The 24,037-nt window shown below is 62.3% G+C and carries 21 protein-coding genes; 4 read left to right on the top strand and 17 right to left on the bottom strand.

Annotated features, from left to right (window positions below; translation table 11 throughout):
- Nucleotides 1-193: 193 nt before the first annotated feature.
- From F561_RS0107530 to F561_RS0107460, 14 genes are all read right to left on the bottom strand, one after another.
- Complete coding sequence (locus F561_RS0107530; protein WP_019009341.1) at nucleotides 194-3,034, bottom strand: NPCBM/NEW2 domain-containing protein; 2,841 nt, start codon at nucleotides 3,032-3,034, stop codon at nucleotides 194-196.
- A gap of 290 nt (nucleotides 3,035-3,324) precedes the next feature.
- Entirely contained in the window at nucleotides 3,325-4,071 is a 747-nt protein-coding gene (locus F561_RS0107525; protein ID WP_169389496.1) for a DUF4386 family protein, read from the bottom strand.
- A gap of 312 nt (nucleotides 4,072-4,383) precedes the next feature.
- Nucleotides 4,384-4,995: a cation efflux transmembrane domain-containing protein gene (locus F561_RS0107520; RefSeq protein ID WP_019009339.1), complete on the bottom strand. Its 612-nt coding sequence runs from the start codon at nucleotides 4,993-4,995 to the stop codon at nucleotides 4,384-4,386.
- Nucleotides 4,996-5,468: 473 nt separating this feature from the next.
- Nucleotides 5,469-6,731, bottom strand: coding sequence for a cytochrome P450 (locus F561_RS0107515; RefSeq protein ID WP_019009338.1), 1,263 nt, complete (start codon nucleotides 6,729-6,731; stop codon nucleotides 5,469-5,471).
- 14 nt (nucleotides 6,732-6,745) lie between these two features.
- Nucleotides 6,746-7,285: a signal peptidase II gene (gene lspA / locus F561_RS0107510; protein ID WP_026298688.1), complete on the bottom strand. Its 540-nt coding sequence runs from the start codon at nucleotides 7,283-7,285 to the stop codon at nucleotides 6,746-6,748.
- On the bottom strand, nucleotides 7,276-8,079 hold the full coding sequence (locus F561_RS0107505) for an undecaprenyl-diphosphate phosphatase (protein WP_019009336.1): 804 nt from the start codon (nucleotides 8,077-8,079) through the stop codon (nucleotides 7,276-7,278). The genes lspA and F561_RS0107505 overlap by 10 nt, the downstream gene beginning before the upstream one ends.
- A 33-nt stretch (nucleotides 8,080-8,112) precedes the next feature.
- Complete coding sequence (locus F561_RS0107500; RefSeq protein WP_019009335.1) at nucleotides 8,113-8,493, bottom strand: ArsR/SmtB family transcription factor; 381 nt, start codon at nucleotides 8,491-8,493, stop codon at nucleotides 8,113-8,115.
- The gene (locus F561_RS0107495) at nucleotides 8,490-8,741 is read right to left on the bottom strand and encodes a glutaredoxin family protein (RefSeq protein ID WP_019009334.1); all 252 of its coding nucleotides are present in this window, start codon (nucleotides 8,739-8,741) and stop codon (nucleotides 8,490-8,492) included. Before F561_RS0107495 ends, F561_RS0107500 begins: the two co-directional genes overlap by 4 nt.
- Before the next feature lie 140 nt (nucleotides 8,742-8,881).
- Complete coding sequence (locus tag F561_RS0107490) at nucleotides 8,882-11,248, bottom strand: heavy metal translocating P-type ATPase (protein WP_019009333.1); 2,367 nt, start codon at nucleotides 11,246-11,248, stop codon at nucleotides 8,882-8,884.
- A gap of 825 nt (nucleotides 11,249-12,073) precedes the next feature.
- On the bottom strand, nucleotides 12,074-12,556 hold the full coding sequence (locus F561_RS0107480; protein ID WP_019009331.1) for a peroxiredoxin family protein: 483 nt from the start codon (nucleotides 12,554-12,556) through the stop codon (nucleotides 12,074-12,076).
- Between the two features lie 172 nt (nucleotides 12,557-12,728).
- Nucleotides 12,729-12,956, bottom strand: coding sequence for a hypothetical protein (locus tag F561_RS0107475; RefSeq protein ID WP_157451646.1), 228 nt, complete (start codon nucleotides 12,954-12,956; stop codon nucleotides 12,729-12,731).
- A gap of 124 nt (nucleotides 12,957-13,080) precedes the next feature.
- On the bottom strand, nucleotides 13,081-13,812 hold the full coding sequence (locus tag F561_RS0107470; protein WP_019009329.1) for a ZIP family metal transporter: 732 nt from the start codon (nucleotides 13,810-13,812) through the stop codon (nucleotides 13,081-13,083).
- 228 nt (nucleotides 13,813-14,040) lie between these two features.
- Complete coding sequence (lnt, locus tag F561_RS25070; RefSeq protein WP_083922369.1) at nucleotides 14,041-15,486, bottom strand: apolipoprotein N-acyltransferase; 1,446 nt, start codon at nucleotides 15,484-15,486, stop codon at nucleotides 14,041-14,043.
- Between the two features lie 261 nt (nucleotides 15,487-15,747).
- A complete protein-coding gene (locus F561_RS0107460; RefSeq protein WP_019009327.1) occupies nucleotides 15,748-16,323 on the bottom strand; it encodes a TlpA disulfide reductase family protein in 576 nt (191 codons plus the stop codon).
- A 193-nt stretch (nucleotides 16,324-16,516) separates the two neighbouring features.
- Between F561_RS0107460 and F561_RS0107455 the strand changes: the two genes are divergently transcribed.
- The 3 genes from F561_RS0107455 (at nucleotide 16,517) to F561_RS0107445 (ending at nucleotide 19,162) form a co-directional block, all read left to right on the top strand.
- Nucleotides 16,517-17,020, top strand: coding sequence for a hypothetical protein (locus F561_RS0107455; RefSeq protein ID WP_026298685.1), 504 nt, complete (start codon nucleotides 16,517-16,519; stop codon nucleotides 17,018-17,020).
- 474 nt (nucleotides 17,021-17,494) lie between these two features.
- Entirely contained in the window at nucleotides 17,495-18,271 is a 777-nt protein-coding gene (locus F561_RS0107450) for a peptidoglycan DD-metalloendopeptidase family protein (protein WP_245556464.1), read from the top strand.
- Between the two features lie 261 nt (nucleotides 18,272-18,532).
- Nucleotides 18,533-19,162, top strand: coding sequence for a DUF6766 family protein (locus F561_RS0107445; RefSeq protein ID WP_026298684.1), 630 nt, complete (start codon nucleotides 18,533-18,535; stop codon nucleotides 19,160-19,162).
- Nucleotides 19,163-19,854: 692 nt separating this feature from the next.
- Here F561_RS0107445 and F561_RS0107440 read toward each other — a convergent pair.
- Together F561_RS0107440 and F561_RS27150 are read right to left on the bottom strand one after the other, a co-directional pair.
- A complete protein-coding gene (locus F561_RS0107440; protein WP_019009323.1) occupies nucleotides 19,855-20,061 on the bottom strand; it encodes a hypothetical protein in 207 nt (68 codons plus the stop codon).
- 410 nt (nucleotides 20,062-20,471) lie between these two features.
- Nucleotides 20,472-21,005: a hypothetical protein gene (locus tag F561_RS27150; protein WP_211214802.1), complete on the bottom strand. Its 534-nt coding sequence runs from the start codon at nucleotides 21,003-21,005 to the stop codon at nucleotides 20,472-20,474.
- Nucleotides 21,006-21,212: 207 nt separating this feature from the next.
- Between F561_RS27150 and nucS the strand changes: the two genes are divergently transcribed.
- Nucleotides 21,213-21,968, top strand: coding sequence for an endonuclease NucS (gene nucS / locus F561_RS0107430; protein ID WP_019009321.1), 756 nt, complete (start codon nucleotides 21,213-21,215; stop codon nucleotides 21,966-21,968).
- Between the two features lie 224 nt (nucleotides 21,969-22,192).
- Here nucS and F561_RS0107425 read toward each other — a convergent pair whose 3' ends face one another.
- Entirely contained in the window at nucleotides 22,193-23,908 is a 1,716-nt protein-coding gene (locus F561_RS0107425) for a WD40 repeat domain-containing protein (RefSeq protein ID WP_157451645.1), read from the bottom strand.
- Nucleotides 23,909-24,037 lie beyond the last annotated feature (129 nt).

The raw sequence follows: 24,037 nt of genomic DNA, 5'->3' as shown, positions 1-24,037 counted from the left end.
TTGCCCTCCCGCATAAGGATCCGGTAGGGGGTATTGACCGCTTTGAGATGGGTCCCCATCAGGACGCGAACAGGCCGTCAGCGCAGCAACGTGCCCAGCACGGCTTTTGTGTTCATCATGCTCCTTCCAGCCTAGAGTATGAAGCCAAAAAAGCGGGGCCGCTTTCCAATGTCAGCGGCCCCGCTCTCCACCTTTAGCGCACGATTTCGATGCCGGAAATGGCCGGGAAATCCACGCTGGCCTTCAGGTTGAGCGTCAACTTGCCGTCGGTGACCTGCACGCCCTCGAGCGGCACCACCAGCGCAGTCTTACCGCCGCCACTCTGGGCCACGATGTCCAGATTGGGCACCCGCACCACGCCTTCAGCACTGACATCAAAGATGCGCTTACCAGGAGTCGTCCAGGTCAGGTCAGCAAAGTGCAGCTTGACCAGGTAGGTGCCGTTGTTCACCGGGATATTGAAGCTGATCTGACGCGATTCCTGCGGGGTGGCGCCTCCGACATTACCGCGGTAGGTGCGGTACAGCAGGTCATTGTTGGTCGCAGCGATATCGTAGGTGCTGCTGGCACTGCCTTCATTGATGGCCGTAGAAGGCAGGAACGGTGCGTCCCCGTTCTGATCCTGGTCAGACAGCCAAACATTGCCAGTCTGCGGGTCAGTGAAGGTCGCGCCGCCTACGTTCAGCAAGACCGGCGCAGGCTTGAGGTTGGTCACGATATACACGCTGTCGTTGTAGTCGTAATTGATGCCTGCGTAATCCATGATGACAAAGTAGGTATTGGGCAGAAGCACGCCAGCCCGGTCTTTGGCAGGCCAGAAGCGGATGTGCTGGCCGCAGGGCCGCTGGCAACCCGCGCTGCGGTCTGCAGTTTGGCCGTTGCGCCGCGGGTCACTCCATTCGCCGTCCATGCGGAGGCCGAAGGTGGCGCCAGCAGGTGGGCTGAAAGAAGCGCTGCCAGGGGCCAGCGAGCCGTTCAGTCGCGGAAGCACGGTCTGACCGTCTATGGCTGTATGGGTCAGAACAGTGTTGGAAGTGCTATTGCTCTTGTCGTGCCAGAAGAGAGTCGACGTGTTGGGCTGGGTGTGGTAGGCCGCCAGTTGGCTCACCGTGACAGGCAGGCTTTCATCGGCCCGCTGCCAGTAAGCGGAGAGCACTTCGTCACCCTGAGCCCGCACCAGACCTTTTTGGTCAAGGGTAGGTTCGCTGCCCACCAGGCTCAGCGTGTAGCCGAAAGCGTCCCGGATCTGGAAGGGATTGGGTTCCTGTCCGCCTTCGGACACGCTTTGCCACAGTCCCACCAGTTGGACAGCCTGGTTCGGCTTGCTGGTATCGTTGGACACCACCGTGAGAGTCCCGGTGTTGTAGCGGGTGGCCTCGGCGACGAACCGCACGCGCACGTCAATGGAACTGCCGGGCACGAGATCGGCGGGAAAAGCGGGAGCGGGGTCAAGCACCCATGGGCCAGAGATAGGCAGGTCGGACACCCGCAGCAAAGACGTCCCTGTGTTCCTGATTCGCAGGGTCACGCGGTCATGCACGCCGTTGCTGGGCGGAGCAGTGAGGCTACCGATCCGGCTGAATACGAGACGGTCGAAGAAGGGAACGCTGTCCAGATTCTCGATGGTCAGCACCGGGCTGCCGCCGCTGTTGGGCCGCGTGGCGTTGGTGGTCGCCGGAAGCGACGTATTGCCCGCCGTGTCCACTGACACCACCTGATAGTAGGACTGCACACCCTCCGGCGCGGGGTCACTGTAGGCAGAAGTCGTGAGGAGCTGCGGCGTCAACAGACCGTAAGGACCGTTGGCCGATGGCGAGCGGTAGACCCGGTAGCCTGCCAGATCGGGTTCCGTATTGTCGGCCCAGTTCAGGGCAATACCATCCGGGGCAGGGGCGGCACTCAGGGCTTTGGGGGTGACGGGCGGGCTGGTGTCCTCGGTGCAACTGACTTTGGCATCGGCCCAGTCAGCATGGTCGAAACTGATAGTGTCGCCGCCGTTGGTGACCACCAGCCGCAGGTCCCTCACGCCGCTGACCGGAACACTGATCGGCAGGGCCGCGTCGGTGCCGCGCCGAACTGGGCTTTCGTAGAGTTTGACCCCGTCACCGAACACCTGAAAGGCGACGCTGCCTTTTTCGACCACTTCATCGTCTACGCCCACCTGCGCAGTAAACACGTTGCAGCGGGCCGCCAGGCCGAAGGTCAGGGTGGCATTGGCGTGAACGCCGAAGCCCTTGGCGAAGACCTGTTCGCCTATCGTGAGGGGCCGGCCGTCGTTCAGCAGCTTCTCACCGTTGCTCTGGTCGCGCTCCACGGGCCCCCAGGCATTGGTCGCACTGGTCCACGGCAAGTCGGAGAGCTGGTTCTCACCGCTGGGCTGCTGAGCAGGACAGCTGACTTTGGCCTCGGCCCAGTCGGCATGGTCGAAACTGATACCGTCGCCACCGTTGGTGACCACCAGCCGCAGGTTCTGTACCCCGGCCACATTCACGCTGATCGGTCTGGCCGCGTCAATGCCGCGCACTATCCCAGAATCGTAGAGCTTGGCCGCCGTGCCGTTCCACACCTGGAACACCACGGTGCCCCGGTCACCCACTTCCTCATCCATGCCGATCTGAGCCGTGAAGGTGTTGCACATCCCGCCCAGCGCGTAACTGACTTCAGACGCCGCATGAATGCCCAACCCCTTGGCAAACACCTGCCCGCCTATCGTGATGGGAAGGCCGTCGCCCGCGGCTTTATCACCGTTGCTCCGGTCCTTTTCGATGGGTCCCCAGGCGTTGGTCGCGCTCGTCCAGCTCAGGTCAGACAAGAAATTGTCGTTGCTCCCCTGTGCCAAGGCTGTCAGCCCAGGAGCCGCGGCCCGCACGCCTGTCCAGGGATAGGTCTGGCCGCCGGCGTAGGGGTCTCCGGTCACGGGATCGAGGCGGTCACTCCACGGATAGCTTTGCCCTCCGGCGTAGGGGTCATCCTGCACCGCCTGTGTCTCAGTCGTGTTCTGCGAACAGGCGGCCAAGGTCAGGGCCAGTCCCATCAGAGCTGCCCGGGTTCTGATCTTGATCTGGGGGTTGGCGCCTGACGGTGCCGTTACAGGTTGTGCTGCTCTCTTTCCCATTTGTTCCTCCATGCGCTCTGCTGTTCTCATGTCTGCTGTTCCCCACTGGGCCGATCCACCCATCGTTCAGGACTTCTTTGATGCCTGTGAAGCTCATCTCTTCGGACGCTCCAACCTGAACCATCAAGCGTCAATGTTTCGTTGCAGGAACGAGGTCTGTACAGATATCAATCAAACCTGCGAGTCCTTGGGGGTAAGATTTCGGATGTTCACCCTGCGTGATCGGAGAGACTGGACCTCGAATGTTGTAGCAGCACCGTGCCTAGCCCCAGGTACGCCAGACTCAGCACAGGTGCCAGGAATGGCTCGAGATCCGCGATTCCCAGTGGTTTGGTGGCGATCACGGTCCCCGTGAGCACCGCGGTTACCAGGAACCAACCACCTAACCGGGTGTTGCGCTGCAGGCGCAGCAGTAGTCCTCCGCTCACGCCCAGCCATACGCCGAGAAGCAGGTCCGACCCCAGGCGCAGGTGGAGAGCCAGGTCACCGATCATCCGGCCCATCACCTGTACCGCGTCACGCGTCTGTCCGGAGGCCTCCACGTACCCCTGAGCCAGTACCGGCGACGCGGCGGCCAGGACGAGCGGCGCCGCCAGGCCGAAAATGACGCCGCCGACGCCCGCTACAGCAGCCACTCGGGAGATTCCCCTTGCTCCACTCCGGAGGCGGTCGTGCAGCGCCACTGGTGCTGGCAGCAGAGCAAGAGTCGAGAGCAGCGTCAACCACCACAGGCCGGTGTAGGCGCGGGCATGTTCGGCCACCCAGGGCAGTAACCGCGCCTGATCGTTGAACATCTCCACGTCCAGCCCAGCTTGGGCCAGAACGCCGTAGACGTAGACCAGAGAACACAAGAACAGGGCGCCCGCCAGCAGCGCCCCCACTCCGCCGAATCGGGCGAGAGCTGCATCTGGAGCAGCCTTTGCGGCAGCAGACTCAGCAGGCGTTGATAGCGTCACGCGCAGTTCTCTGTGCACCCAGATTTCAGTGCAGGGTCGAGGGCGACACACCGGGCCATCAATATCATCAGGTCAGAACGAAACACGCTCAACTGTAGCAATACTGGAGGAATCTCTGTACAGAAGTACAGAGATTTAGGGGGAGTAGAAGCTGGTCTGGCTGAGACACCTGCACGCAACGGCACTGCGGAGGGCTGTGTTCACGGTGAGCCTCACACTTTCTGAAAGACCTGCCGATCCCTTGCTGCTTGGTCAACTCTTATCCGGACGACGCCCCATTTCACGTTGAGGTGGGTCCAACTGCTCCCAGGGTCATTCCGAGGGAACCCGTTCATCTGCTTCCGCCGCTTCCGACAAGATTTCCCGGCCTCCATTGGCGGCAATCGCCGAGACGACCAACCCCAGAATCAGGTCAGGCAGGTTCGAGTCCAGCCACAGGACCAGTGCGCCGGACAGCACGATGGCCAGGTTCACGATGGAGTCGTTGCTGGTAAAGATCGCCGACGCTTTGAAGTTGACGTCCTCGCCCTGATGACGCTTGAGAAGGCGCAGGCAAACGAGGTTCAGCGCCGCGTTTACCGCTGCCATGGCCATCATGGCCGGACCAATGGGCGCCTCGCCGCCAAAAAACCGGCGCAGCACCTCTACGAACAGGAGGACGGCCAAGCCGATCAGGAGCCATCCGGACAACCGGGCCGCACGCACTTTGATGGTGGCTGAGCGGCCCACCGCATACAGGCTGACGCCGTACACCGACGCGTCGGCCAGATTGTCGAGGGCCGCGCCAACCACTGCCGTGGACGACGCCCAGAGGCCAACCGTGACTCCAGCCAAGCATTGGCCGAGATTGATCAGCAGCACCAGCCACAGGATGCGGCGGTCGGCGGCCTGATTGGCGTCCAAGTTATGGTCTTCGTCGCTCATTGAAGTTCTCCTGTGGTCAGGACAGTCGTTGAGGGTGGACGCACAGGCCATCTGCACGGCGTGCCGGGATCAGGTCAAACTTAAGAAAAGACCAGGGTGGCGTGGCGTGGCCTGCCCAGAGGCGGTGGGCCGCCGGTACCACACTGCCCAGCGGGGCTGGACACTTCTCAGCAGCTCTAAGTCACACCAGTGCACCTGGGGAGAAGGAGGGGCGCGGTCCATCCGTAGGCCAGAGGCAAGGCGGTGGCGGCCGGATGAGGTACCAGAAACACAGTTGACCCTCTCTTTAATTGCCTTGTGCACATTGCGGGACAACATGCATTCCCACGTCATACAAGCACTCTGGGCACTTATTGTCCAAGGCGTCGGAGCATCTGTACGGCCGTTTCATCAGGCAGAATTGGCTCTGGCAGGTCTTGGCGAGCAGAGGAATCGGCAGCTCTACCTGCTGGGGAGTCTGCTGAATGAGGCCCTTACCGTGAACCTGCTGTGAGACCGCTGCGCCGCACGTCCCTCAACACCAAGCGGCTCGCCGGACGTGCGGGAAAGCGCCTGAGGTTCACGTGGAGGTTCTGGGGCGGCACCGTGTATGTCAGTTCTTCAGTGAGGAAGCGCAGGGCACCCTGCATCAACTCAATGGTAATCCACTCTCCAGCGCAGCGATGCCCCTGAAAGTGATCCCCACCGCCCTGTGGAATGAAGTTGTACGCACTGCCGTTCCACGTCTGGAAGCGCTCCGGTCGAAACGTTTCCGGGTCACCCCAAGTGCGCCGGTCATGATTGGTGCCGTACAGATCGAGCAGGGTCCGCTGTCCCCGCAAGAACTGTTGCCCGCGCCATTCAAAATCCCGACGGACTTTGGCGGCAGCAAAAGGAAAAAAGGGGTAAAACCGCCGCACTTCCTGAACGAAGTTCTCCCGCGCTGCCCGGTGGCCTTCCGACAGGCTCCTCGCCGCTTCCGGAAAATCATGGAGGCCGAGCGCAGTGAACACGACGTACAGCGCCACCGCCACCGTCGGTCTCAGGACGTTGAGCAGCTCTACAGCAGCGGTGTGCTCGTCCAGCAGAGCACCCGACCCATCCCGGTGGTGCGCGATCACGGAGAGCGCGGTTTCCTCGTCTGGCGTCAGCGTCCCGGCCCGGACCTGGGTGATCAATCCTGCGGCCCAACGTTCCGCGCGGGCCCGGCCCAACCGTCCCCGCCAGTGCCGAACACCCACCGCACCGGCGCTGTCGATCATGGCGGCGAAGTCTGCGGTTCGCAGGTGAACTTCCGCAGCGCGCAGCGGCACGCCCGCCCAGCGGCAGACGGCGCGGCACAGCAGTTCTTGCACCTCGTCCAGCAAGACCACCTCAGCCTGCATCTCCCACTTCACGGCTGCTGCGTGCCACTGCGCCGTCGTGAGGTTTGCCAAGTCACGCAGGCGTGCGGGCGTCATGAGCGACATAAACATCCCCTTGCGCACCTGATGCGCGCTGTCATCCAAGCCCTGTACGCCGCCCTCACCCAGCAGCGTTTTCTGAGCGCGGGGAGGGGCTGCGCCGCGCCGCTGGAACCGTTCAGGGTCATAAAACACCTCCGCCGCCTGCTCGCCGTGTAAGCACACCACGGGTATCAGCAGCAACCGGGTCTTGAACACGTCTGTGTGGTCCCGCTCACTGCGGCGCAGGATAAAGGCGTAGCCGTCGCGCACAAATGCCAGGCTACTGTCACCAAATCGGCTCTGAGTGGTCATGTGGAACCTCCTGCTTATACGGAAGGGGGGCGTGAGGTACTCGGCGGAGAGGCGGGCTTGGTGCGCCAGCTGAGCAGCAGCAGCAGCGCGACCCCCGACACCACCCAGACGTCGGCGAGATTGAAGATCGGGAAGTCGCCCTGCCCGACCAGGCGCGTGACCACGGAGAAGATTTCGGACGACAATGTGTCTACCACCTTGCCCAGCCGCCAGCCATCCAGCGAATTGCTGAGCGCGCCACTGGCGATGAGCATGAGCGCCACGCCCGTCAACGGCGGCACCGGACGACGTACCAAGTAGACAACCAGCCCGGCTCCCACGAGCAGGCGCAGCGCCGCCAGCGGCAGGGCCGCACCGGAAAACAAGCTCCACGCGGCGCCGGTGTTGTACACCAGACCTAAACTCAGGACACCTGGAATGAAGTCTCGGAACACTCCCTCCGTGAAGGTCTGCACCGTCCAGAACTTCAAGGCCTGATCCAGCAGGATGCACGTCAGAACGCCGGTAAGGTACGCGGGCCAAGGCACCCGGCGGCCAGCCAACCTTAGCGCCATAGTGTCCACCCCAGAATGGCGACGCCTGCCAGGATGCGGTACACCGCAAAGCCCCGGAAGTCGTGCCGAGAGACGTAGCGCAGCAACCAACCGATGGCCAGCAACGCCGTTACGAACGATACCGCCAGTCCAACGAGCAATGGACCGAACTGTGTCCCGTCCAGCGCTTCCCGCCCCTTGATTAGGGCGTACAGAGTGGCTAGGCCCAGGGTTGGAATGGACAGGTAAAAGGAGAACGCGGTCGCGGTGGGACGGTCAAGTCCGGTCAGCAGGCCGCCAATAATGCTGGAAGCGCTCCGGGATACGCCTGGCACCAATGCGAGGCACTGTGCGCACCCCACGACCAATGCCTGTCGGGCAGTAACCTGGGTCAGCGTGGTTGTGCGCGCTACAAACACGCGGCCTTCAATGATCCACAGTACGGCGCCGCCCAAGATCAAGGAAATGGCCACGGTCACCGGGGAGAACAGGTAGCGCGTGATCACGTCACTGAATAAAAAACCCAACGCAGCGGCGGGCAGAAAGGCCAGAGCAACGCCCAGCCACAATCTGCGCACCTCAGGACGTTCTGGCAATGCGCGGGCTTGACCCAGCAGGTCCCGCGCGTAATACACGATCACGGCAAGTACTGCTCCAAGCTGGATGACGATTTCGAAGGTGCCGCCTGCATCCCGGAAGTTCAGCAGGTCGGCAGCGACAATCAAGTGGCCAGTAGAGGATACCGGCAAGAACTCAGTGATGCCCTCAACGAGACCGAGGAGCGCAGCGGTAACAGTGTTGTTCAAGAGAAACATCCTTAAAGAGAAGAGGAGAACCGGCAGCAGTTCTCACATGGTACGGGCGTGTTCCAGCATGTCCGCGATCAAGCGCGTGACGTGGGTGCTGGCCAGTCGGTAGTAGGCGATGCGGCCCACTTTTTTGAAGGTGACCAGACCAAGCGCGCGCAGGTAGCGCAGCTGGTGACTCATGGTGGACTCGTTGATGCCTGCAATAACCGCGAGGTCACACACGCACAGCTCCTCAAGCGCAAGGGCAGAGAGGATGCGCAGCCGCGTGGGGTCGGACACCACTTTCGTGAGGTTGGTGGCGCGCTCGATCAGCGCGTCGTCCGGCAGTTGCGCTTCAACCCGCGCGACCGCGTCTGGGTGAACGCAGTGAATTTCGCAGTCGGCAGCGCGGTCGAGTTTCTCTTCAGGTGTCGAGGTCATGCTTCATTGTCTCGCAGGGCAGCCTCCAAGAGCGGGCGTTGATCGTCAAAGGTGCCGTAAAAGGCCTGCTCCCCAATGACTGTGACGGGCGCAATGCGGACATTCGCTCTGGCCTGCATCTCCGCCAGGGCCGCGGGATCCTCACGGACATTTTTCTCCGTGTAAGGCACCTGACGTGCCCCCAGAAAACGTTTGATCGCTTCACAGGAGGCGCAGCCAGGCACGGTGTAGACGGTAACGGTTTTCATAGAGAACCTCCAAAACAGCAGGGGAATGCTCAGGTTGCTCGGCTTCAGACCGACCGAGGGGGTGTGCCAGCCCAGGGGCGGCGACGGAGGTGACCGAGCACAGGCAGGGGGGGAGGACCGGCAGGTGTGGGCCTCCCCTCTCAGCTGGGGCGGAAGCGCAGCAGGCGCAGGGCGTTGGCGGTGACCAGCACCGTGGCACCGGTGTCACTGAGGATGGCGGGCCACAACCCGGTGATGCCCATCAGGGTGGTGACCAGGAAGATGGCTTTGAGCCCCAAGGCGAAGGCGACGTTCTGACGGATGTTGCCCATCACGGCGCGGGACAGCTGCACGAGGTCGGCTACGCCCGTCACCGAGTGGCGCAGCAGGGCCGCGTCTGCCGTCTCCAGAGCGACATCCGTGCCGCCCCCCATCGCGATACCGACGTCACTCTGGGCCAGAGCAGGGGCGTCATTGATCCCGTCACCGACCATCGCCACCTTGCCGCTGTGCTTGAGTTCCGCGATCCGGCGCAGCTTGTCTTCGGGCATCAGTTCTGCTTCTACGTCCAGCCCAAGGTCACCCGCGATGGCGCGGCCCGTCCGGGCATTGTCGCCGGTGAGCATCAGGGAACGCACGCCCAGCGCCTTGAGTTTGGCGATGGCGGCTTTGGCATCTGCACGGGGTTCATCCCGGATGGCCAGCAGACCGAGTGGGGCGGCGCCGTCCAGCAGCACGACCACGGTCTTGCCCTGGTGCTCGAGGGCCTCAATGCGGGCCTGCACGTCCGGTGCCAGTGGTGCCAACTCCTGGGCGTATCGGGGCGAGCCCACCGCCAGCGAGCGGCCAGCGACCGTCGCGGTCACGGCTCTACCCGCAATGGCTTTCGCGTTTTCCGCGGCCGGAATGGTGAACCCCTTGGCCCGGTCGAGAATGGCTTTGGCCAGGGGGTGGGCGCTGCCGGTTTCCACCGCGGCAGCCAGCGTCACCACGTCCTGTTCTGCAGCTCCCAGCGGAATGATGTCCGTGATCTGGGGCTTGTTCTCGGTCAGGGTGCCCGTCTTGTCAAACGCAATGGTGTTCACGCTGCCGATGGTTTCGAGCGCGGCGCCCCCCTTGATCAGCAAACCCTGCCGGGCGCCTGCACTGATGCCACTGGTGACGGCGGCTGGCACGCTGAGCACCAGAGCGCAGGGGCAGGCGATCAGGAGCAGGGCCACGCCTTTGTAGATCCATTCGTCCCAGGCCCCACCAAACAGCAGGGGCGGGATCACGGCAAAGAGGAAGGCGGCGGCCATGGCAGCCGGGGTATACCAGCGCGAGAACCGGTCAATGAAGCGGGCGGTCGGGGCTTTGCTGCTTTCAGCTTCCTCGACCAGGTGGATGATGCGGGCGATGGTGTTGTCCGACGCGCCTTTATCCACCCGCACGGTCAGAACACCGTCGGTGTTGATGCTGCCCGCGTAGACTGAGTCCCCCAAACTTTTGTGCACGGGTACGCTCTCCCCAGTGACAGGAGAATCGTCCAGGTTGGAATTGCCATCGATAATGGTGCCGTCCGCAGGGACGCGGCCCCCGGGCTGCACCCGGACAAACTGGCCGACCTGCAGTTGATCGACGGCAATTTCGCGGGTAGAGCCACCGTCCAGCAGCAGGGCCGTTTTCGGAGCGAGGGCGGCGAGGGCCTGGATGCCGGCGCGGGCGCGGCCCGCCGCGACGTTCTCCAGCAGTTCCCCAATGGCGAACAGAAACACGACCAGGGCCCCTTCCGGCGCCTCTCCAATGGCAACCGCTCCAATGGCGGCCACAGAAATCAGCGTATTGATGGTAAAGGGCTCCCCGAGGCGCGTTGAGGCCCAGGCTTTGCGCAGCAGCGGCCACACGCCGATCAGGGTGGCGGCCGTGTAGGCCCAGGGCGCAGCGGCAGGCGCCACCAGACTCAGCAGGAACGCGAGGACGAGCAGGCCACCGGTCAGCAAGACATTGCGGCCCTTACTGGTGCGGTACCAGGGCAGCTCGACCCGCACTGGACGGGGTGCGGCAGGGGCGCCTGGAGTCGCTGGCGTGTCCGCCTGCAGGTCGGGGGGGTAACCGATAGAACGCAGGGCCTGCTCAAGCTGGGCACGGGACGTCTGGGTCTCGTTCAGCGTGAGACTCAGCGTCTGCGTGGTGAAGTTGACTTTTGCCTCTCCGACCCCAGGCAAGCGGTTGACCACGCTTTGAACCTTGTTGGCGCAGTCGGCGCAGTCCATGTTGTTCACGAAGTAGCGCAGGGGAGGAGCAGTGGGGGCAGCTTCCAGCGTGGGGGGGTAGCCCAGAGAACGCAGCGTGCTCTCCAGCTTCTCCCGGGGCAACTGGGCTTCGTCCAGGTTCAGGCTCAGCGTCTGAGTGGTGAAGTTGATGCGGGCGTCCCCCACACCGGGCAGGCGGCTGAGGGCCCCCTGAACAGTACGGGCGCAGTCAGCGCAGTCCATGCGTTCCACGAAGTAGCGCAGTGGGGTGCCGGAGGTGGTCGGGGAACCGATCATACCTTATGATACCTGTATGAATGTACAGGTATCAATCACAGAGAACTGTCGTGCATGCTGACAGGAGGATCAGGGATTTAGAATGTGGGTTTGACGCTCCTGATCTCTGTCCTGTTGGGCGCTTTGCTGGCCCTGACGGCCGTGCGCCACCGCTCGCCTGACGCCGCCGATGCTGGTCATTCTGATGAAGATGCCCATGGTCTGGCTGCACTCTTCAGATTTAGAGGCCTCTGTGGGCCACTGCGAAATTTGATAGTGAAGTCAATGATTTGAATTCTATTTGCCAAAATGGGGTCGTTCTGGGAGACAGGCGTTGTTTTTGCAACAGCAGTTCCGGGGTGCATCACTGCTCTGGAACATCGAGAGGTCGCCCATAGAGTGGGGTGCAAACCCTAGAAGCTACGTTCAGTACGACATAAGAGTGAGAGCAGTTCACCACAACAACCTCTGAGCTTTCCAACAGTCGGAGTCCTTTCCGAAGAGCTGGACGAGCAACGTGGGCGGTCTCTGGGGCAAGAGTTGGGCGTCATAGGCTCTCTTCAGTGCTCAGCCGGGGTGGCGGACGGTAGGGCTGTGCAGGAGCGCCGCTCCTCTGCGTTGCAGGGCTAGATTGGTTTCTAGAGGTCACCTGACGTTCACAGGGTGGATGTCACTCTCAAGTTGCCCTGAGGCCGAGGCTGGGGAAAACAGGCGGTGGTATTCAGAACGTTGTGGAAAGGTTCGGCTTTTAGCGACGAGGCCTTTTGAGCAGACATGGTTCCAGAAGAAGCTGAGCCGCATCACACGCACAGTGGCGTCACAGAGATTCCGCGCTCCCCATTGAATTCAGAGAAGACCAGGCAGCAGCTGCAGCAACTGCTCTTCCGTGAGGCGTCCCCGGTGAACGGCCCGAATGTTCCCTTCCCGGTCAATGAAGACCGTGGTGGGCCAGGTCGTCACCCCGTACAGGCGGGCAACCACTTGATCCTGTCCTGTGAGGAGGCTGAAGGGAAATCGAGCGTCGTAGCGCTGCAGTTCCCGCCGTGGGGTCTGCGCCTGAAGGCTCAGAACCACCAGGCCGTGACTTTGATACTCAAATTGGTACTGGCGCAGCAAGCGGTCATTCTCCCGGCAGGGAGCGCAGCGGGAGGTTCCAAACAGCACGATGACCGCCTGTCCCCGGAGCTGCGCCAATCCGACCTGTTCGCCGCTCAATTCGGTGAAGCTGAACGGCGGTGCCGCGCGGGACGGAGAGACGCCTCCGCCAGCCCATGCGGAAGAGACGCTGAGAGCGACGACGACACCAAGCACCTTGAGCCAACGCTTCATGGGGTTCTCCTGAGGGGAGGGACTGGAACAGAGGGGAGATGGTTTCGAGGAAAACGGCGCACTCAGGGCCGCCGGGCTGGCCGACAGCCTAGACCTCACCTGTGTAGAACAGCGCCAGACACCATCTGGGAGGCGCGCTCACCGACGAGAGGATCCATGGGTGTCTTCAAGCCTACGCCAAAGCGGCCCATTCTGCTGCAACATACAACAGAGACAACATCAGGCCGGTGACCAACAGGAACCGGTCTTTGGCTTGAGGATACCAGCGCCACCCTTGAACGTGCCCCACCAGCCACATGGTTCCGAAGGCGCTGAACAACAGGCCCAACAGCACATGGTCGTGACGCAGGGCGCTGAAGGCGGCCACCAGATCCGTCAGGCCATGGGCCTGAACCAACAATGCGACACGCTCTCGTGAACGCTTGCCCTTCATCAGCGTGGACCCACTGGAGCTGAGCTCAGCAGGTGTACCGAAGAGGGAATCAGCCCAGACAGCGGTGCGCCCCGCCTGGCAAGGAGCGTGGTCACGACGCCAGTTCGACCAAGTACAGCGCCACGAAGCCCATGAAAAAGGCGGCCGTGATCAGGGGCGTTTCAGGCACTTCATGGGCTTCGGTCAGCAGCTCCTCGGTGACCAAGAACAAGAGGGCGGCGGCACCGAACGACAACACGACCTCCAGCGCCAGACCAGACAGCCCCTGCAGGAGGGTGCCTCCCACGAGGGCGCCTATAATCACCAGGGCGCTGAGTCCGACCACGGTCAAAATGCGGCTGGCTCGGGACGCCCCTGATGAACCCAGGCTGGACGCGACCGAAATGCCCAGGAAGAGCAGTTCGAGGGTAAGGGCCACCACCAACAGGGTGCCCACCCGTGCGCCCGCCGCGAAACCCACGCCGATCAGCAGGCCGTCAATGAGAACATCAATCCCGACCACCGTGATCAACCCGAGGTCTCCAGAGCGGCTGCTTGCTGTCTGTGGAGCACGTTCGAGCCGTTCTGCCCACGAACGGATCAGCAGCATCAGGCCCACGCCCAGCGTAAAGCCGATGACCACGCCGAGCGGTTGATGGCCCTTGGTGATTTCAGGCAACAATTCACCCGCCACCGCTGCAAAGACCACGCCCGCGGCGAAATGCTGCACGAAGCTGCGCAGCCGCGCACTCGGTGTACGGAAGGTGGCGAGGGTGCCCCCCAGAATGGTGGCCACCACCGGAATAGCCGTCAGCGAAAGAATTTGAAGCAGGGACGTCGTCAAAGGGTCCTCCTGGGACTGGTGGACGCCATCCTGAAGGCATGGCGTGGAGTGAAGGGGTCAGGTGATCCGGCAACCGAAATGGAAGACAGGGCGAGCAGGTCTGTGAAACATTCCCCAGGTGCTCCGGACTTCAGGAGCAGTGTCAGCTTAAAGGCCAGGACAGTGCACGTGAGCAGGCGCCGGGGGAGAGGCGGTCAAGCCACCAGCTAATGCGTGAACCTTCAGGACTCATCTGGGGTTCCTGGGTCGTGAGCGGTGCCGGTTCTGTGCCAAGCGGACGCTCAAGGTCAGGAAAAGGGTCAGGCCACTGCCCACGGTTACCCATTCTCCCCACATGACGTACAGGCTGCGTCCGGTCCACAGGCGATAAGGCGCAGCGAAGGCACCGCGAATTCCACGGGGTGCCCGGAACATGACCTGTCCCCAGGGATCGATGGAGGCACTGATGCCATCATTTCCAGCCCTCAGCAGCGCTCGGCGAGTTTCGATCGCTCGGATTCGGCCCATTTGAAAATGCTGTTCAGCACCACTGCCCCGGCCAAACCACGCGTCGTTGGAGATGACCACCAACAGGTTGGCCCCCTGACGTACCGCTGCTGCACTTAGGGCCGGGAACACCGACTCATAACAGATGCTGACCCCCACCTGCGCCGCTCCCAGTGGCAACAAGGTCGTGAGGCGGCCTGCCGTCAAGCTGGTATAGCCGGGCAAGCCCAGGGCAGCCAACAGGGGCGTGTACAGGGACCGGAGCGGACGCTCAAAGGGTAAGACCTCTCCGAAAGGCACCAACACGCGTTTGTCTTGACGTTCGGTGCGCGCTGCGGTGACGCCGTAAGCGCTGTTGCGGGCCTCCCCCGGCACGTCACCCGGCGCACCGGTGATGAAGGGCACGCCCCAGGTCGACACGGCCCGCGCCAACACAGGATCGCTGGGTGAAACTGGACTGGCGGTCTCCGGCCAAATCACCAGATCTGCAGCTGTTCGTGCCAGTGCAGAGGCCGTCAAACTGAGGTACGTCTGCAGCTCTGCCGGGCTGCGGCCCCGCGCTTTGGCCCGCGGATCCATATTGCCCTGAACCAGGAGAGCCTCCCGGAGGCTGGGGCGAGGTGAGCTGGGGGTGGAGGCCAGTTGACCCAAGCCCCAAGTCCAGCCCAGCAGCCACAGCACCCCGGCGCTGCCCAGCAGCGGCAGACGGGCGCGCCGAGAGGAGGAGAGGCTCCCAGCCAACACACTGGCGGTCGCCGTGACGAGCAGCGTCAGCAGAGAAACGCCGCCCACACTGGCCCACTGAGCCATGGGGGAGTTGGTCAGGGCGTATCCCGGCGCCCCCCAAGGAAAAGCCAGCGGGCCCTGGGTCCGGCCCCATTCCATCACCACCCACCCGAAGGGCAAAGCCAGCAGCGTCCAGGAGCCGGTCACGCGCCAGACCAGGGAGAGGCCCAGCGTCCAGACCAGGGCGGCCGCTGGGATCACTCCTGCGGTCAGGAAGCCGCCCGCCACCCCCAAGGTCTGTGCCAGGCTTTGGGGCAACCACGCCAGAAACCAGGCGAAAAAGAACAGGGCAAACACAAACGACCGGGCAGCCGCCGACCGGAGTCCTGTACTGGAAGCGAGGCGAGCATGCAGCACGGCCAACGGGACAGCAGCAAGCGGTGCCCAGGTACCAGCGCCCATCAAGACAGCCAGTCCCGTCCCCCCAAGGGCGTCGCTCCACCAGGGCCAATACGCCGCTTGCCAAGGAAGGGAAAGAGGGGTTTTTCTGAAGACTTCCCTGCGCGGTTTGACCGTGGTGTTGCCGATCGACCAACGCTGCCTCATCGGGTTGGGGCTGTTGAGCTCAACAGCCCTCCCATCCAGCCCCCCACCCAGGGCGCCGCCAAGAGCAACACTGCCTGTAGGGGACGTGCCAGACCATCCTTCCAGGTTGCTGCGCGCTCATAATGGGGGTACCCCAATTTTCTTCAGACCAGCATTCAAGCGTTCCCGAGTGAGACCGCCACGATCCACGAACTGTACGACGCCCTGTGTGTCAATGAAAAAGGTTTCCGGAATACCACTCACCCCGTAATTGATGGCCGTTTTGCTGTTGGGATCACGCACACTCGGGTAAGCGAGGGCATAGTCGCGAATGAAGTTGCGGGCCGCGGCATCGCTCGGTTCCTGAAACAGGATGCCCAAGAGAACCAGCCCCGGCTCGCCGGAGGGCCGCGCAGCGAGCTCACGGAACAGGGGGGCTTCTTGTCGGCACGGCAGGCACCAGGACGCCCAGAAATTTAAGACCATGGGACGTCCCCGAAAGGTCTGAAGCGCCAGCTCCGTGCCGTCCAACGTGGATAGGGTAAAGACGGGGGCCTCCCGGCCGACCAATGGCCCCCCAATTGTGGCATTGCGGGCAGGATTGAGGAGAGCGGCGGCCAGCATGCCGGTGACACCCAGTGCCAGCGCGGGGGGCAGCCACCACCTGCGCGGGCGGGCGTGGGGGGCAGAGTTGATGGGGGGCGGTTGAGTCATCCGGCATCCTTTCTAATCCTGAGAACCTGGTGGCTCAGCGATTCCTGGCAACCATACCTGAGTAGATTAGCAGATGTTCAACAGCTGGAAGGGCCGCCCCACTTCTTCGCAACGACCGTTCACCCAAGTAGAAACTGCCTTTCCAGGACCAGAACGCTCCATCTCGAACACGCACGCGGGGTACGATGAGACCATGAATCTTCCCCGATGGACGGTCACTCTCAGCGCTGGTTTCAGTGCCGCCCTGCTGACGTACAGCGCGTTTTATGTGCGCGGCGATACCGGAGCCGTGATGGCGTATTTGCGTGAACGTGCGCGCGTGCGGCGCTTTGCAGACAGCGGCGCCGTCGACGAACAGGTGAGGGAAGCCCAGCGGCAGCTGGCTGCTCTGGGGGCACAGATTGCTGCCCCCGCTCAGGCCCTGGAGTGGTGGCCGGTGGCCTGCCTGGTCGGCCTGACGGTGGCGGCCCTGGTCTGGTGGCTGTATGGCCGCCGCGCCGTACAGCCGTTGCACGCAGGCCAGCTTGAACGAATGGTGCTGCGTTTGGCTTACCGGAAAGGGGGCGCGTTCACCCTTCAGGATCTGCTTGTACAGTCGCCCCTCACGCCCCAGCAGGCACAAGAAGTGACGGACCGATTGACCGCTGCTGGACGCCTGCGGGCACAGCAAGGGACGTTCGAAGTGGTGAGATCTTAACGTTCGATTCAAACTCAGGGGACCCCGTCGGATCGGGGAGATCCTGACCTTGGCCGACCAGTGGCGAAGAATCACTCCGGACTGAAGAGGGGTGTTCCTGCCTGTGGCAGCCAGGCAAACAGGGCTTCGAAGAGTCAGAAAGGCGCATGGCTCCTGACTCAAGGATGTATTGAGTCCGCGCGGGCAACGACAGCACGTCCTGAGGTGGCGGAGAGAGATTGAGGTACACCTTCTTCCAGCAGTGTTGTTCCTCCGCACCTTCAGTTGACCAGACGCATTAGCATCACTCCCGGAAGACCCACCCTGTATCCGCTGGCCGCTCACCGATAGCTGCCCTTATGGCTGACAGGTTGCGGCAGGTAGAATTGACGACTGTTGGGTTTTGAAGCGCTCCTCCATGTTCACACCAGCTATGGATCTACAGCTCATCTCTAGTTCGCTTCATTCATCAGACCTTTACAAACTCTTGATAGCTTGGCGGCATTCATGTTTATTCGCGCCTTCACGCCTCTCCTCCTTGCCGCCCTTTCTCTTGCTGGAGCCATGACTGTCCGGGTACAGCCGGGAGACACACTGACCCGCATGGCGGTGCGGGCGGGCAGCACGCCGCAAGCCTTCATGGCCGTGAATCCTGGGCTGAATCCCAATAAATTGCAGGTTGGCACGGTGCTGCAGGTGCCGAGTCCTACAGCCAGGAGCGTGGTTGTCCAGGCAGGTGACACCTTAAGTGGTGTGGCCAAACGGCGGGGCCTTACGGTCACCGCGTTGCTGAAAGCCAACCCAGGAATCAATCCCCAGCGTGCCCTGCAGATTGGTCAGCGGCTGCAACTCCCTGGTGCAGTGGTGGCGCGCTCCGCTTCATCCTCCGTCAGCGTGCGTACGGTGGGGATTCGGGTGACTTCCGTCTTGCCGGTGCAGGGGCGCGTGACCACGCCTTATCGGGGGGGTCATGAAGGTCTGGACCTGGCTGCTCCCATGGGCACCCGGATTCGGGCGGCCCTGGGCGGTGTGGTCATTGAGAGCCGGTTTGATAGCCGCACCGGGTGGGGCTGGACAGTTGTGGTGGATCACGGCAACGGCCTGACGACCCGCTACAGCCACAACAGTGTCAATCTCGCCCGTCTGGGAGCACGGATTAACACGGGAGACGTGATTGCGCGAGTCGGCAGCACGGGAAACAGCACTGGGCCGCATGTCGATTACCGAGTTTCGCGCAATGGGCAGCCGCTCAATCCTGCCGCCCTGTACTGAGTGGCGCGTGGGATCCGGTCATTGGTTGAATCTCAGTTCATGGGACAGAGCTGGCAGGTGGGGGCTGTCATTGTCTCGTCTCTGTTTATCTCCAGGTCCAAGAGCCTCAGCATCCCACGCTCAATCCAATCTAAGCGGGAGCTGACAGCAGAACCATCAGCTCCATATCTCCTCCAATCGGCCAAGGTCAACCAGCCACAGGGGTCAGGGGTGATGCGACTGGGGGACTTCCCAGTTTACCTCATCCGGTATAACCTTACCATGAAGCGATTTTGGACGGACAACGCCCTTTCTGTGGTGCTCATTGCGCTGTTTGCAGTGTTCTGGCTGGCGCAGGCCCTGACGGGCTGGGCTGTTTATAACGGAGAATTGGAGCAAGTGCGGCAGCAGGTCCTGACGTGGCCGCGCTATCTGACCACCGCCCACTTCTGGTCGACTACTGCTGAGAACTGGGAGAGTGAATTCTTGCAGATGGCCGCCTACGTCATCCTGACCATCTACCTGCGTCAACGTGGCTCAGCAGAGTCCAACCCCTTCCCTGATGAGCAGACGAAAGCAGAAAAACACCAGGTGGACTCCATTCCCCCAGGGTTCTGGCGACGCAACAGTCTCTCGATGGCTCTACTCGGAATGTTTGCAGGGGCCTTGATCATCCATCTGTTCACTTCTTGGGAAACCTATACTCTTGAACAACAGGCCAGAGGCCAGGGAGCCGAGAGCCTGATAGCATTCCTGCACCAACCGGACTTCTGGTTTGAATCATTTCAAAATTGGCAAAGCGAATTTTTGGCGGTGGCTGCCATTGTCATCTTGACCATTTTTCTGCGGCAGATCGGCTCCTCACAGTCTAAAGCTGTGCTTGATCCCAACAGAAAGACGGGAAGTGTTTAAAAGTGACCCCTAGGAACTCAGCCTCACCTCCCGGCCACTCCACCAGTCTTTTGGCAAAGTGGTGACCAAGCATGCCAGTGTCTAGGTTCCACCAAGCGCCCGGTGGGTGGCGACGACCAGCGCCACATCACTCTCCTCGAAAAGCCAAGCGCAGTAGCGCTTAGCTCCAACTGTTGTGATCGTCCGACCACTGAATCTACTGCACACCATACACATCCATCTTTCAGTGCCGTGGTGGGTCAGTGCCGTCCGCCCAGGCGTCCGGCTCTACTGGAGTCCTAGCCCACACCTGCTGTGAAACTGCACCGCGCCACCCCGGTTTACCAGTGGTGTCCCAATAACCTCACCTGTCAAGCTTGCGGTTTTAGGTGTTCAGATGCCCGTTCGGAGTAATATGTGCCGCGCCTAAAAGCGTTGCTGAGCGGCATTCACTCCGTTTTGAAATAGCCTCAGGGCGTCACAGTCCGCTTTGGCATACGCTGCGCTTTTCTGGGCGGCCACTCGGTCTTGCGGGTTTTCTCAGCCTTGAGTCCTAGCGCGGTCCGCTCTGCTTCCACAAGTCGCACTGCTCCTACCACAGTCCGGTGCGGTACCGGTCGCTGGCGACCGGTCGTCCACTGGGGTCAAGCCCAACGGCTTGAGACGACTGGAGTGCTTGAGCCTTTCCGGAATCTCCTCGTGCAGAGGAAGGCTCATGCCTGTTCCTTGACCTGCAGGGGGACTGCGTCTGCTCGCCGGAACAGGCCGGTAAGCCATTCATGGTCATCATTTCGCACCCTGAACAGCGCGGCCACCGCCTGACTGTCAGCAGGTTGCAGGCCTTCGACTTTCAGGTCGTCGATGGTGGCGAGGTCAGGGGGATGGGTTTGGTGGTAGGTCAGGATTCTGTCTTTGGGCATGGAGAGCCGTCCTCCACCCGCCGAGGTGTGGTCCAAGGCAGGCAAATAAGAGAAAAGATAAAACAGTACGGGTTCAGTCCAGAGGAAAACACCCATGGGAGAGCGTCACCTTTGTTTCCCAATGGATGAGCTCTTACCCAAGGAAGGCAATCCTGAGCTGGCTGACCCAGGTTCACACTGCGGAGATGAACCCGGCTCCCTCTTCCCTGGCGACGGACGGCCTCTCCGGCTTCGGACGGGGGAGCCTGAAGCCTTGCAGAGCTGTTTTCAGGTGTTTTCCCCGCTGCTGTTCGCCCTCGCGGAGCGGGCGCAGGTAGTCGATTCTGAAGGGGCCGTCGAGGCAATTCTACGGGACCTGGAGACCCACCATCAGGCATGGCCTCGCTCTGGGCTCCGTGCGCGGGTCTGGGTCACGGGGATGGCACAGCGCCGGTTACAGTTCTGGTGTCAGCCTTCCGTACAGGAATAAGCCTTGCTGGGACTTCAGCCCGCTCGTTGGGCCAGCCGTAGGCTCGATCCACCGCCGTCTGGTACCGCTCAAGCATCCGGCGTCGTGCCGCCTTGCGCGTGGCCTGCGAGACCCCGAGGATCAGATGGTCCTGCTCTGCCTGCCAGAGGTAAAACTCCTGCAGATGAAGTTGCCACAGGTCCTGTCGGGGAGAAGGGGTTCCCTTGAGGATGGAGGGGAATACCCGTACTGAGGGGAGGGCAAGCGACTCGTAGCGTTCCACGAGTGTGCGGTCCCGAGCTTGACGGGTTTGATGCGCCCTGACCATTGTTGCCTGGTGAACGCTCGCACGCTCACGGGCCTGGGCAAACGCTTCGGTGGCCTCCACTTGCAGCACGCGAGTCTCGAGGTACAGCTTGCTGGGCCGGGTTCTCTGGTGGCCCAGTTTGTTGGTCTGGCGCTCGTGATCATGGGGGTCCAGGAGCGTCCGGATCATCGCCAGGGTCCACCCCCGGGTATTGAGCTCTTGAAGAGTGAGGAAGAGGGTCATCATGGAGAGGCCCAGTGTGCCAGACAAATGAGGGAACAGCGTTAAGAAGGGTGGCTGAACGCTGGTACACCTTCTCTACGAATTGAGGGGTGGGCAGGTGGGATGACTGAGCGCGCTGACTGCCGCGCGTCAACGGTCAGCTATGCTGCGGGTATGCTCCGTGAACAACTGCTCTCCCCAACTCCTGTGGACCTGCGGGCGTTCCTGATGCGGGCCCTGCGCCCCCGAGACTGTCTGGTGCAAGTGGGCGGCTTGGCAGAAGTGAGTTACCACGGACGGGCGGCCAGTACGGCCGAGGTGGGGTCGTACCTGGTGATGATCAAGCGGGATGGCAGCTTGCAGATTCATACCCCGAAAGGCGTGAAGCCGATGAACTGGCAGCCGAAGACCGACGAGATCACGGCGGTGTTGGAGGAAGAGCAGTGTGTGCTCCTGGCCTCACGCCGCAGTCCGGTGGAATTGGTGCGGGTCACGTTCTTAGAGGTTCAGATGGCGCAGGCACTGGAGCTCAATGAGGAAGCAGGCTTTCTGCTCACCGGCTCGGAAGCCCAAATGCAGGAGACTCTGGCGGCGCACCCGGAGCTCATCGAGCCGGGCCTGCGGGTGCTCAACCGGGAGCTGTTGGTGGAATCTGGCGGTATTGATCTCTACGCGCAGGATGCTCAGGGGCGCTTCGTGGTCGTGGAGCTGAAGCGTGGCCGGGCGACGCAGGACGCGGTCTCTCAGCTGGGGCGGTATGTCGCGTCCGTGCAGCGGGTGGTGGGTACCGGGGTGGTGCGGGGGATTCTAGCGGCGCCGTCGATCACGGGACCTGCGCGTAAAGAGCTAGAAGGACGGGGATTGGAGTTTGTGGAAGTGAACGCCTTGCCGTTGGTGGAGAAACGTACTTCTCAGCCCAGCCTGTTCTGAGCCATTCCTCCCGATTGCCTCGGTCAATGGTCTTCGTTCTGGATGGGCCGTGCCGTCGATGCTGGGAAGAAGCCATCTTCTTGCTCTCTGCAGATCAGCCCACGCCGTTCAGGAGGAAGGTCCAGGCAACCCTCGGAGGGCCGTGATGAACACAACCTCTTTCTTCAGGTGCTTCTGATTCAAATCCAGCAACCTCCGAGGGGGAGAGCTTCGGTCACGTGCGCTCAGCGCTCGAGCTTCCACACGCGCACAGTCCCCTCGACACCGAGCGTCACGAGCTGACCGTCCCCAGTGAACGCCAGGGAGTCCGCCCAACCCCCATTCCCAGCGAGGGTCTGCACGACGCGGCCTGACGTCACTTCGTGGATGACCACGGTGCCGTTGTAACGCGTGATCACCAGGTGTGTCCCGTCTGGCGTGAACGTTCCTGCCCGGGGCGGGCCGGAGGCCGACCACAACACCTTGCCACTCGCCACGTCGGTCAAGATCACTCTGTCAGGCTGGAGCCAGGCGGCGCGTGTGCCGTCCGGAGACAGACGTGCGGGGGTGCCCTCTTCAGACAGGAGGTTGACGCGCGGCTGTTCACCGCTCAGGTTGATGAAATCGGTCGCAGCGCCTTCTATTCCCACGTAGCCCGCGAGAAGTCGATCTGCCCCTGTATTCAGTGAGATCCACTCGTAGGGCACAGGCTGGCGCAGCGCCCATTTCTGTGGCGTCCAGGAAGCGCCCTGAAAGCGGTACAGGGCGTCTTTCGTCAAGGCCACCACGGTGCTTCCCCGGTCTGCGGCCACAGTGACGTCCTCAAGGAGCAGGCGAGGTGCACCCCCGTTGAAGTCCCACCGCAGCAGGCGTCCTGCTTCCAGGGTCAACAGTTCCCTGTCTGTCACGCTGACCGGCAACGCTGGCTCACCCTGGCCATACCTTCCCGACACCTGACCGGTGGTGAGATTTACGCCCACCACTGCTCCCTCGTCGAGATTCACGTAGGCGTGCTTTCCTGCGGTGATCACCGCGCCCTGATTCTGGCCGAAGATCGTCAGTTTCACCGCCTGAGCCTGCCTGGTCTTGACGTCCACCTGGAACAGGCCCTGGGCTCCAGCCACCCAGAGACGTTGGCTGTCCGCAGACCAGGCTGCCTGCCGCCACCCGAAGTTCACCGCGCTGATCGCGGGTGAGAGCAACTGCGGTTTCAGAACACCCGCGCGTTCCTGCAGGGCCAGTTGTGGGTCTAGATCCTTGTCTCCCACCGCCAACAGCAGCGTTCGGGCACCCGCGGACATGGCCATCACGTCTGCCTCACCGATGGAGAGGGGGGTTACACGGGAGGTCTGCAGGTCCACCAACTGCCACCCCTCCTCTGCCCTCACGGCCACGAACCTGCTGTCTGCCGAAAAGACAGGCTGTCCGGATGCGGCCCCAAACGTCTTCTTCCGTGCGCCAGTTGCGGCGTCGTGCAGGTGGAGCTTCCCGTCCTGCACGACCACAAGGGTTGTTCCGTCCGGGCCTACTTCTGCGGCGTCTCCACGGCTGAGGACGACGGGCGGTGCTTCTCCGCGGGCAGCTACGGCGGAGACGGTTCCCTCATTGATGCTCAGCAGCTGGCCGGTGCGGCTGAGGCTGAACTCGAACGGGTAGTTCGGGTAAGCGTGACGGCCCACCACCTCACCCGTCGCGACATCCCACACCCGAATCGTGTCGGGTACTCCCGAGCAATTGGCTGCGGCGAGCAGGCCATCCGGTGAGAACATGACCGCCTGGGAGAGGCAGTCTTCCCCTGGGAGGGCCCGCAGGACACGGCCCGTTCTCGGGTCACGCAGCAGACGCCGTGCGCCTCCACTGAGCAGCAGTGTTCCGTCTGGAGACAGGGCCACCGACGAGGTGCGGCCCTCACCGACCACCACCTGCGGTGGCGGGAGTTGCGGAATGGACGCTGCACCCACTGGGGACGCGATCAGTACAGAACACAGCGTGGGTGAGGGAGCGCATGCCCCCATCGTACTGGCATGTGGTGCGCTCGGAAGGCTCCGGAGGCTGAACGGGGAAAGTTTTTTATTCCCTAGGGCGTGTCC

It is taken from the genome of Deinococcus aquatilis DSM 23025 (genome assembly GCF_000378445.1).
Lineage (GTDB): Bacteria > Deinococcota > Deinococci > Deinococcales > Deinococcaceae > Deinococcus > Deinococcus aquatilis.
This window is presented reverse-complemented; position numbering and strand designations above follow the sequence as displayed.

What these genes read in the sequence shown, in the direction of transcription:
- F561_RS0107530 (WP_019009341.1), bottom strand. Translation starts at nt 3,034, where the DNA reads ATGGGACTGGCCCTGACCTTGGCCGCCTGTTCGCAGAACACGACTGAG.
- F561_RS0107520 (WP_019009339.1), bottom strand. Translation starts at nt 4,995, where the DNA reads ATGAGCGACGAAGACCATAACTTGGACGCCAATCAGGCCGCCGACCGC.
- F561_RS0107515 (WP_019009338.1), bottom strand. Translation starts at nt 6,731, where the DNA reads ATGACCACTCAGAGCCGATTTGGTGACAGTAGCCTGGCATTTGTGCGC.
- lspA (WP_026298688.1), bottom strand. Translation starts at nt 7,285, where the DNA reads ATGGCGCTAAGGTTGGCTGGCCGCCGGGTGCCTTGGCCCGCGTACCTT.
- F561_RS0107505 (WP_019009336.1), bottom strand. Translation starts at nt 8,079, where the DNA reads ATGTTTCTCTTGAACAACACTGTTACCGCTGCGCTCCTCGGTCTCGTT.
- F561_RS0107500 (WP_019009335.1), bottom strand. Translation starts at nt 8,493, where the DNA reads ATGACCTCGACACCTGAAGAGAAACTCGACCGCGCTGCCGACTGCGAA.
- F561_RS0107495 (WP_019009334.1), bottom strand. Translation starts at nt 8,741, where the DNA reads ATGAAAACCGTTACCGTCTACACCGTGCCTGGCTGCGCCTCCTGTGAA.
- F561_RS0107490 (WP_019009333.1), bottom strand. Translation starts at nt 11,248, where the DNA reads ATGATCGGTTCCCCGACCACCTCCGGCACCCCACTGCGCTACTTCGTG.
- F561_RS0107480 (WP_019009331.1), bottom strand. Translation starts at nt 12,556, where the DNA reads ATGAAGCGTTGGCTCAAGGTGCTTGGTGTCGTCGTCGCTCTCAGCGTC.
- lnt (WP_083922369.1), bottom strand. Translation starts at nt 15,486, where the DNA reads ATGGGCGCTGGTACCTGGGCACCGCTTGCTGCTGTCCCGTTGGCCGTG.
- F561_RS0107460 (WP_019009327.1), bottom strand. Translation starts at nt 16,323, where the DNA reads ATGACTCAACCGCCCCCCATCAACTCTGCCCCCCACGCCCGCCCGCGC.
- F561_RS0107455 (WP_026298685.1), top strand. Translation starts at nt 16,517, where the DNA reads ATGAATCTTCCCCGATGGACGGTCACTCTCAGCGCTGGTTTCAGTGCC.
- F561_RS0107445 (WP_026298684.1), top strand. Translation starts at nt 18,533, where the DNA reads ATGAAGCGATTTTGGACGGACAACGCCCTTTCTGTGGTGCTCATTGCG.
- F561_RS0107440 (WP_019009323.1), bottom strand. Translation starts at nt 20,061, where the DNA reads ATGCCCAAAGACAGAATCCTGACCTACCACCAAACCCATCCCCCTGAC.
- F561_RS27150 (WP_211214802.1), bottom strand. Translation starts at nt 21,005, where the DNA reads ATGATCCGGACGCTCCTGGACCCCCATGATCACGAGCGCCAGACCAAC.
- nucS (WP_019009321.1), top strand. Translation starts at nt 21,213, where the DNA reads ATGCTCCGTGAACAACTGCTCTCCCCAACTCCTGTGGACCTGCGGGCG.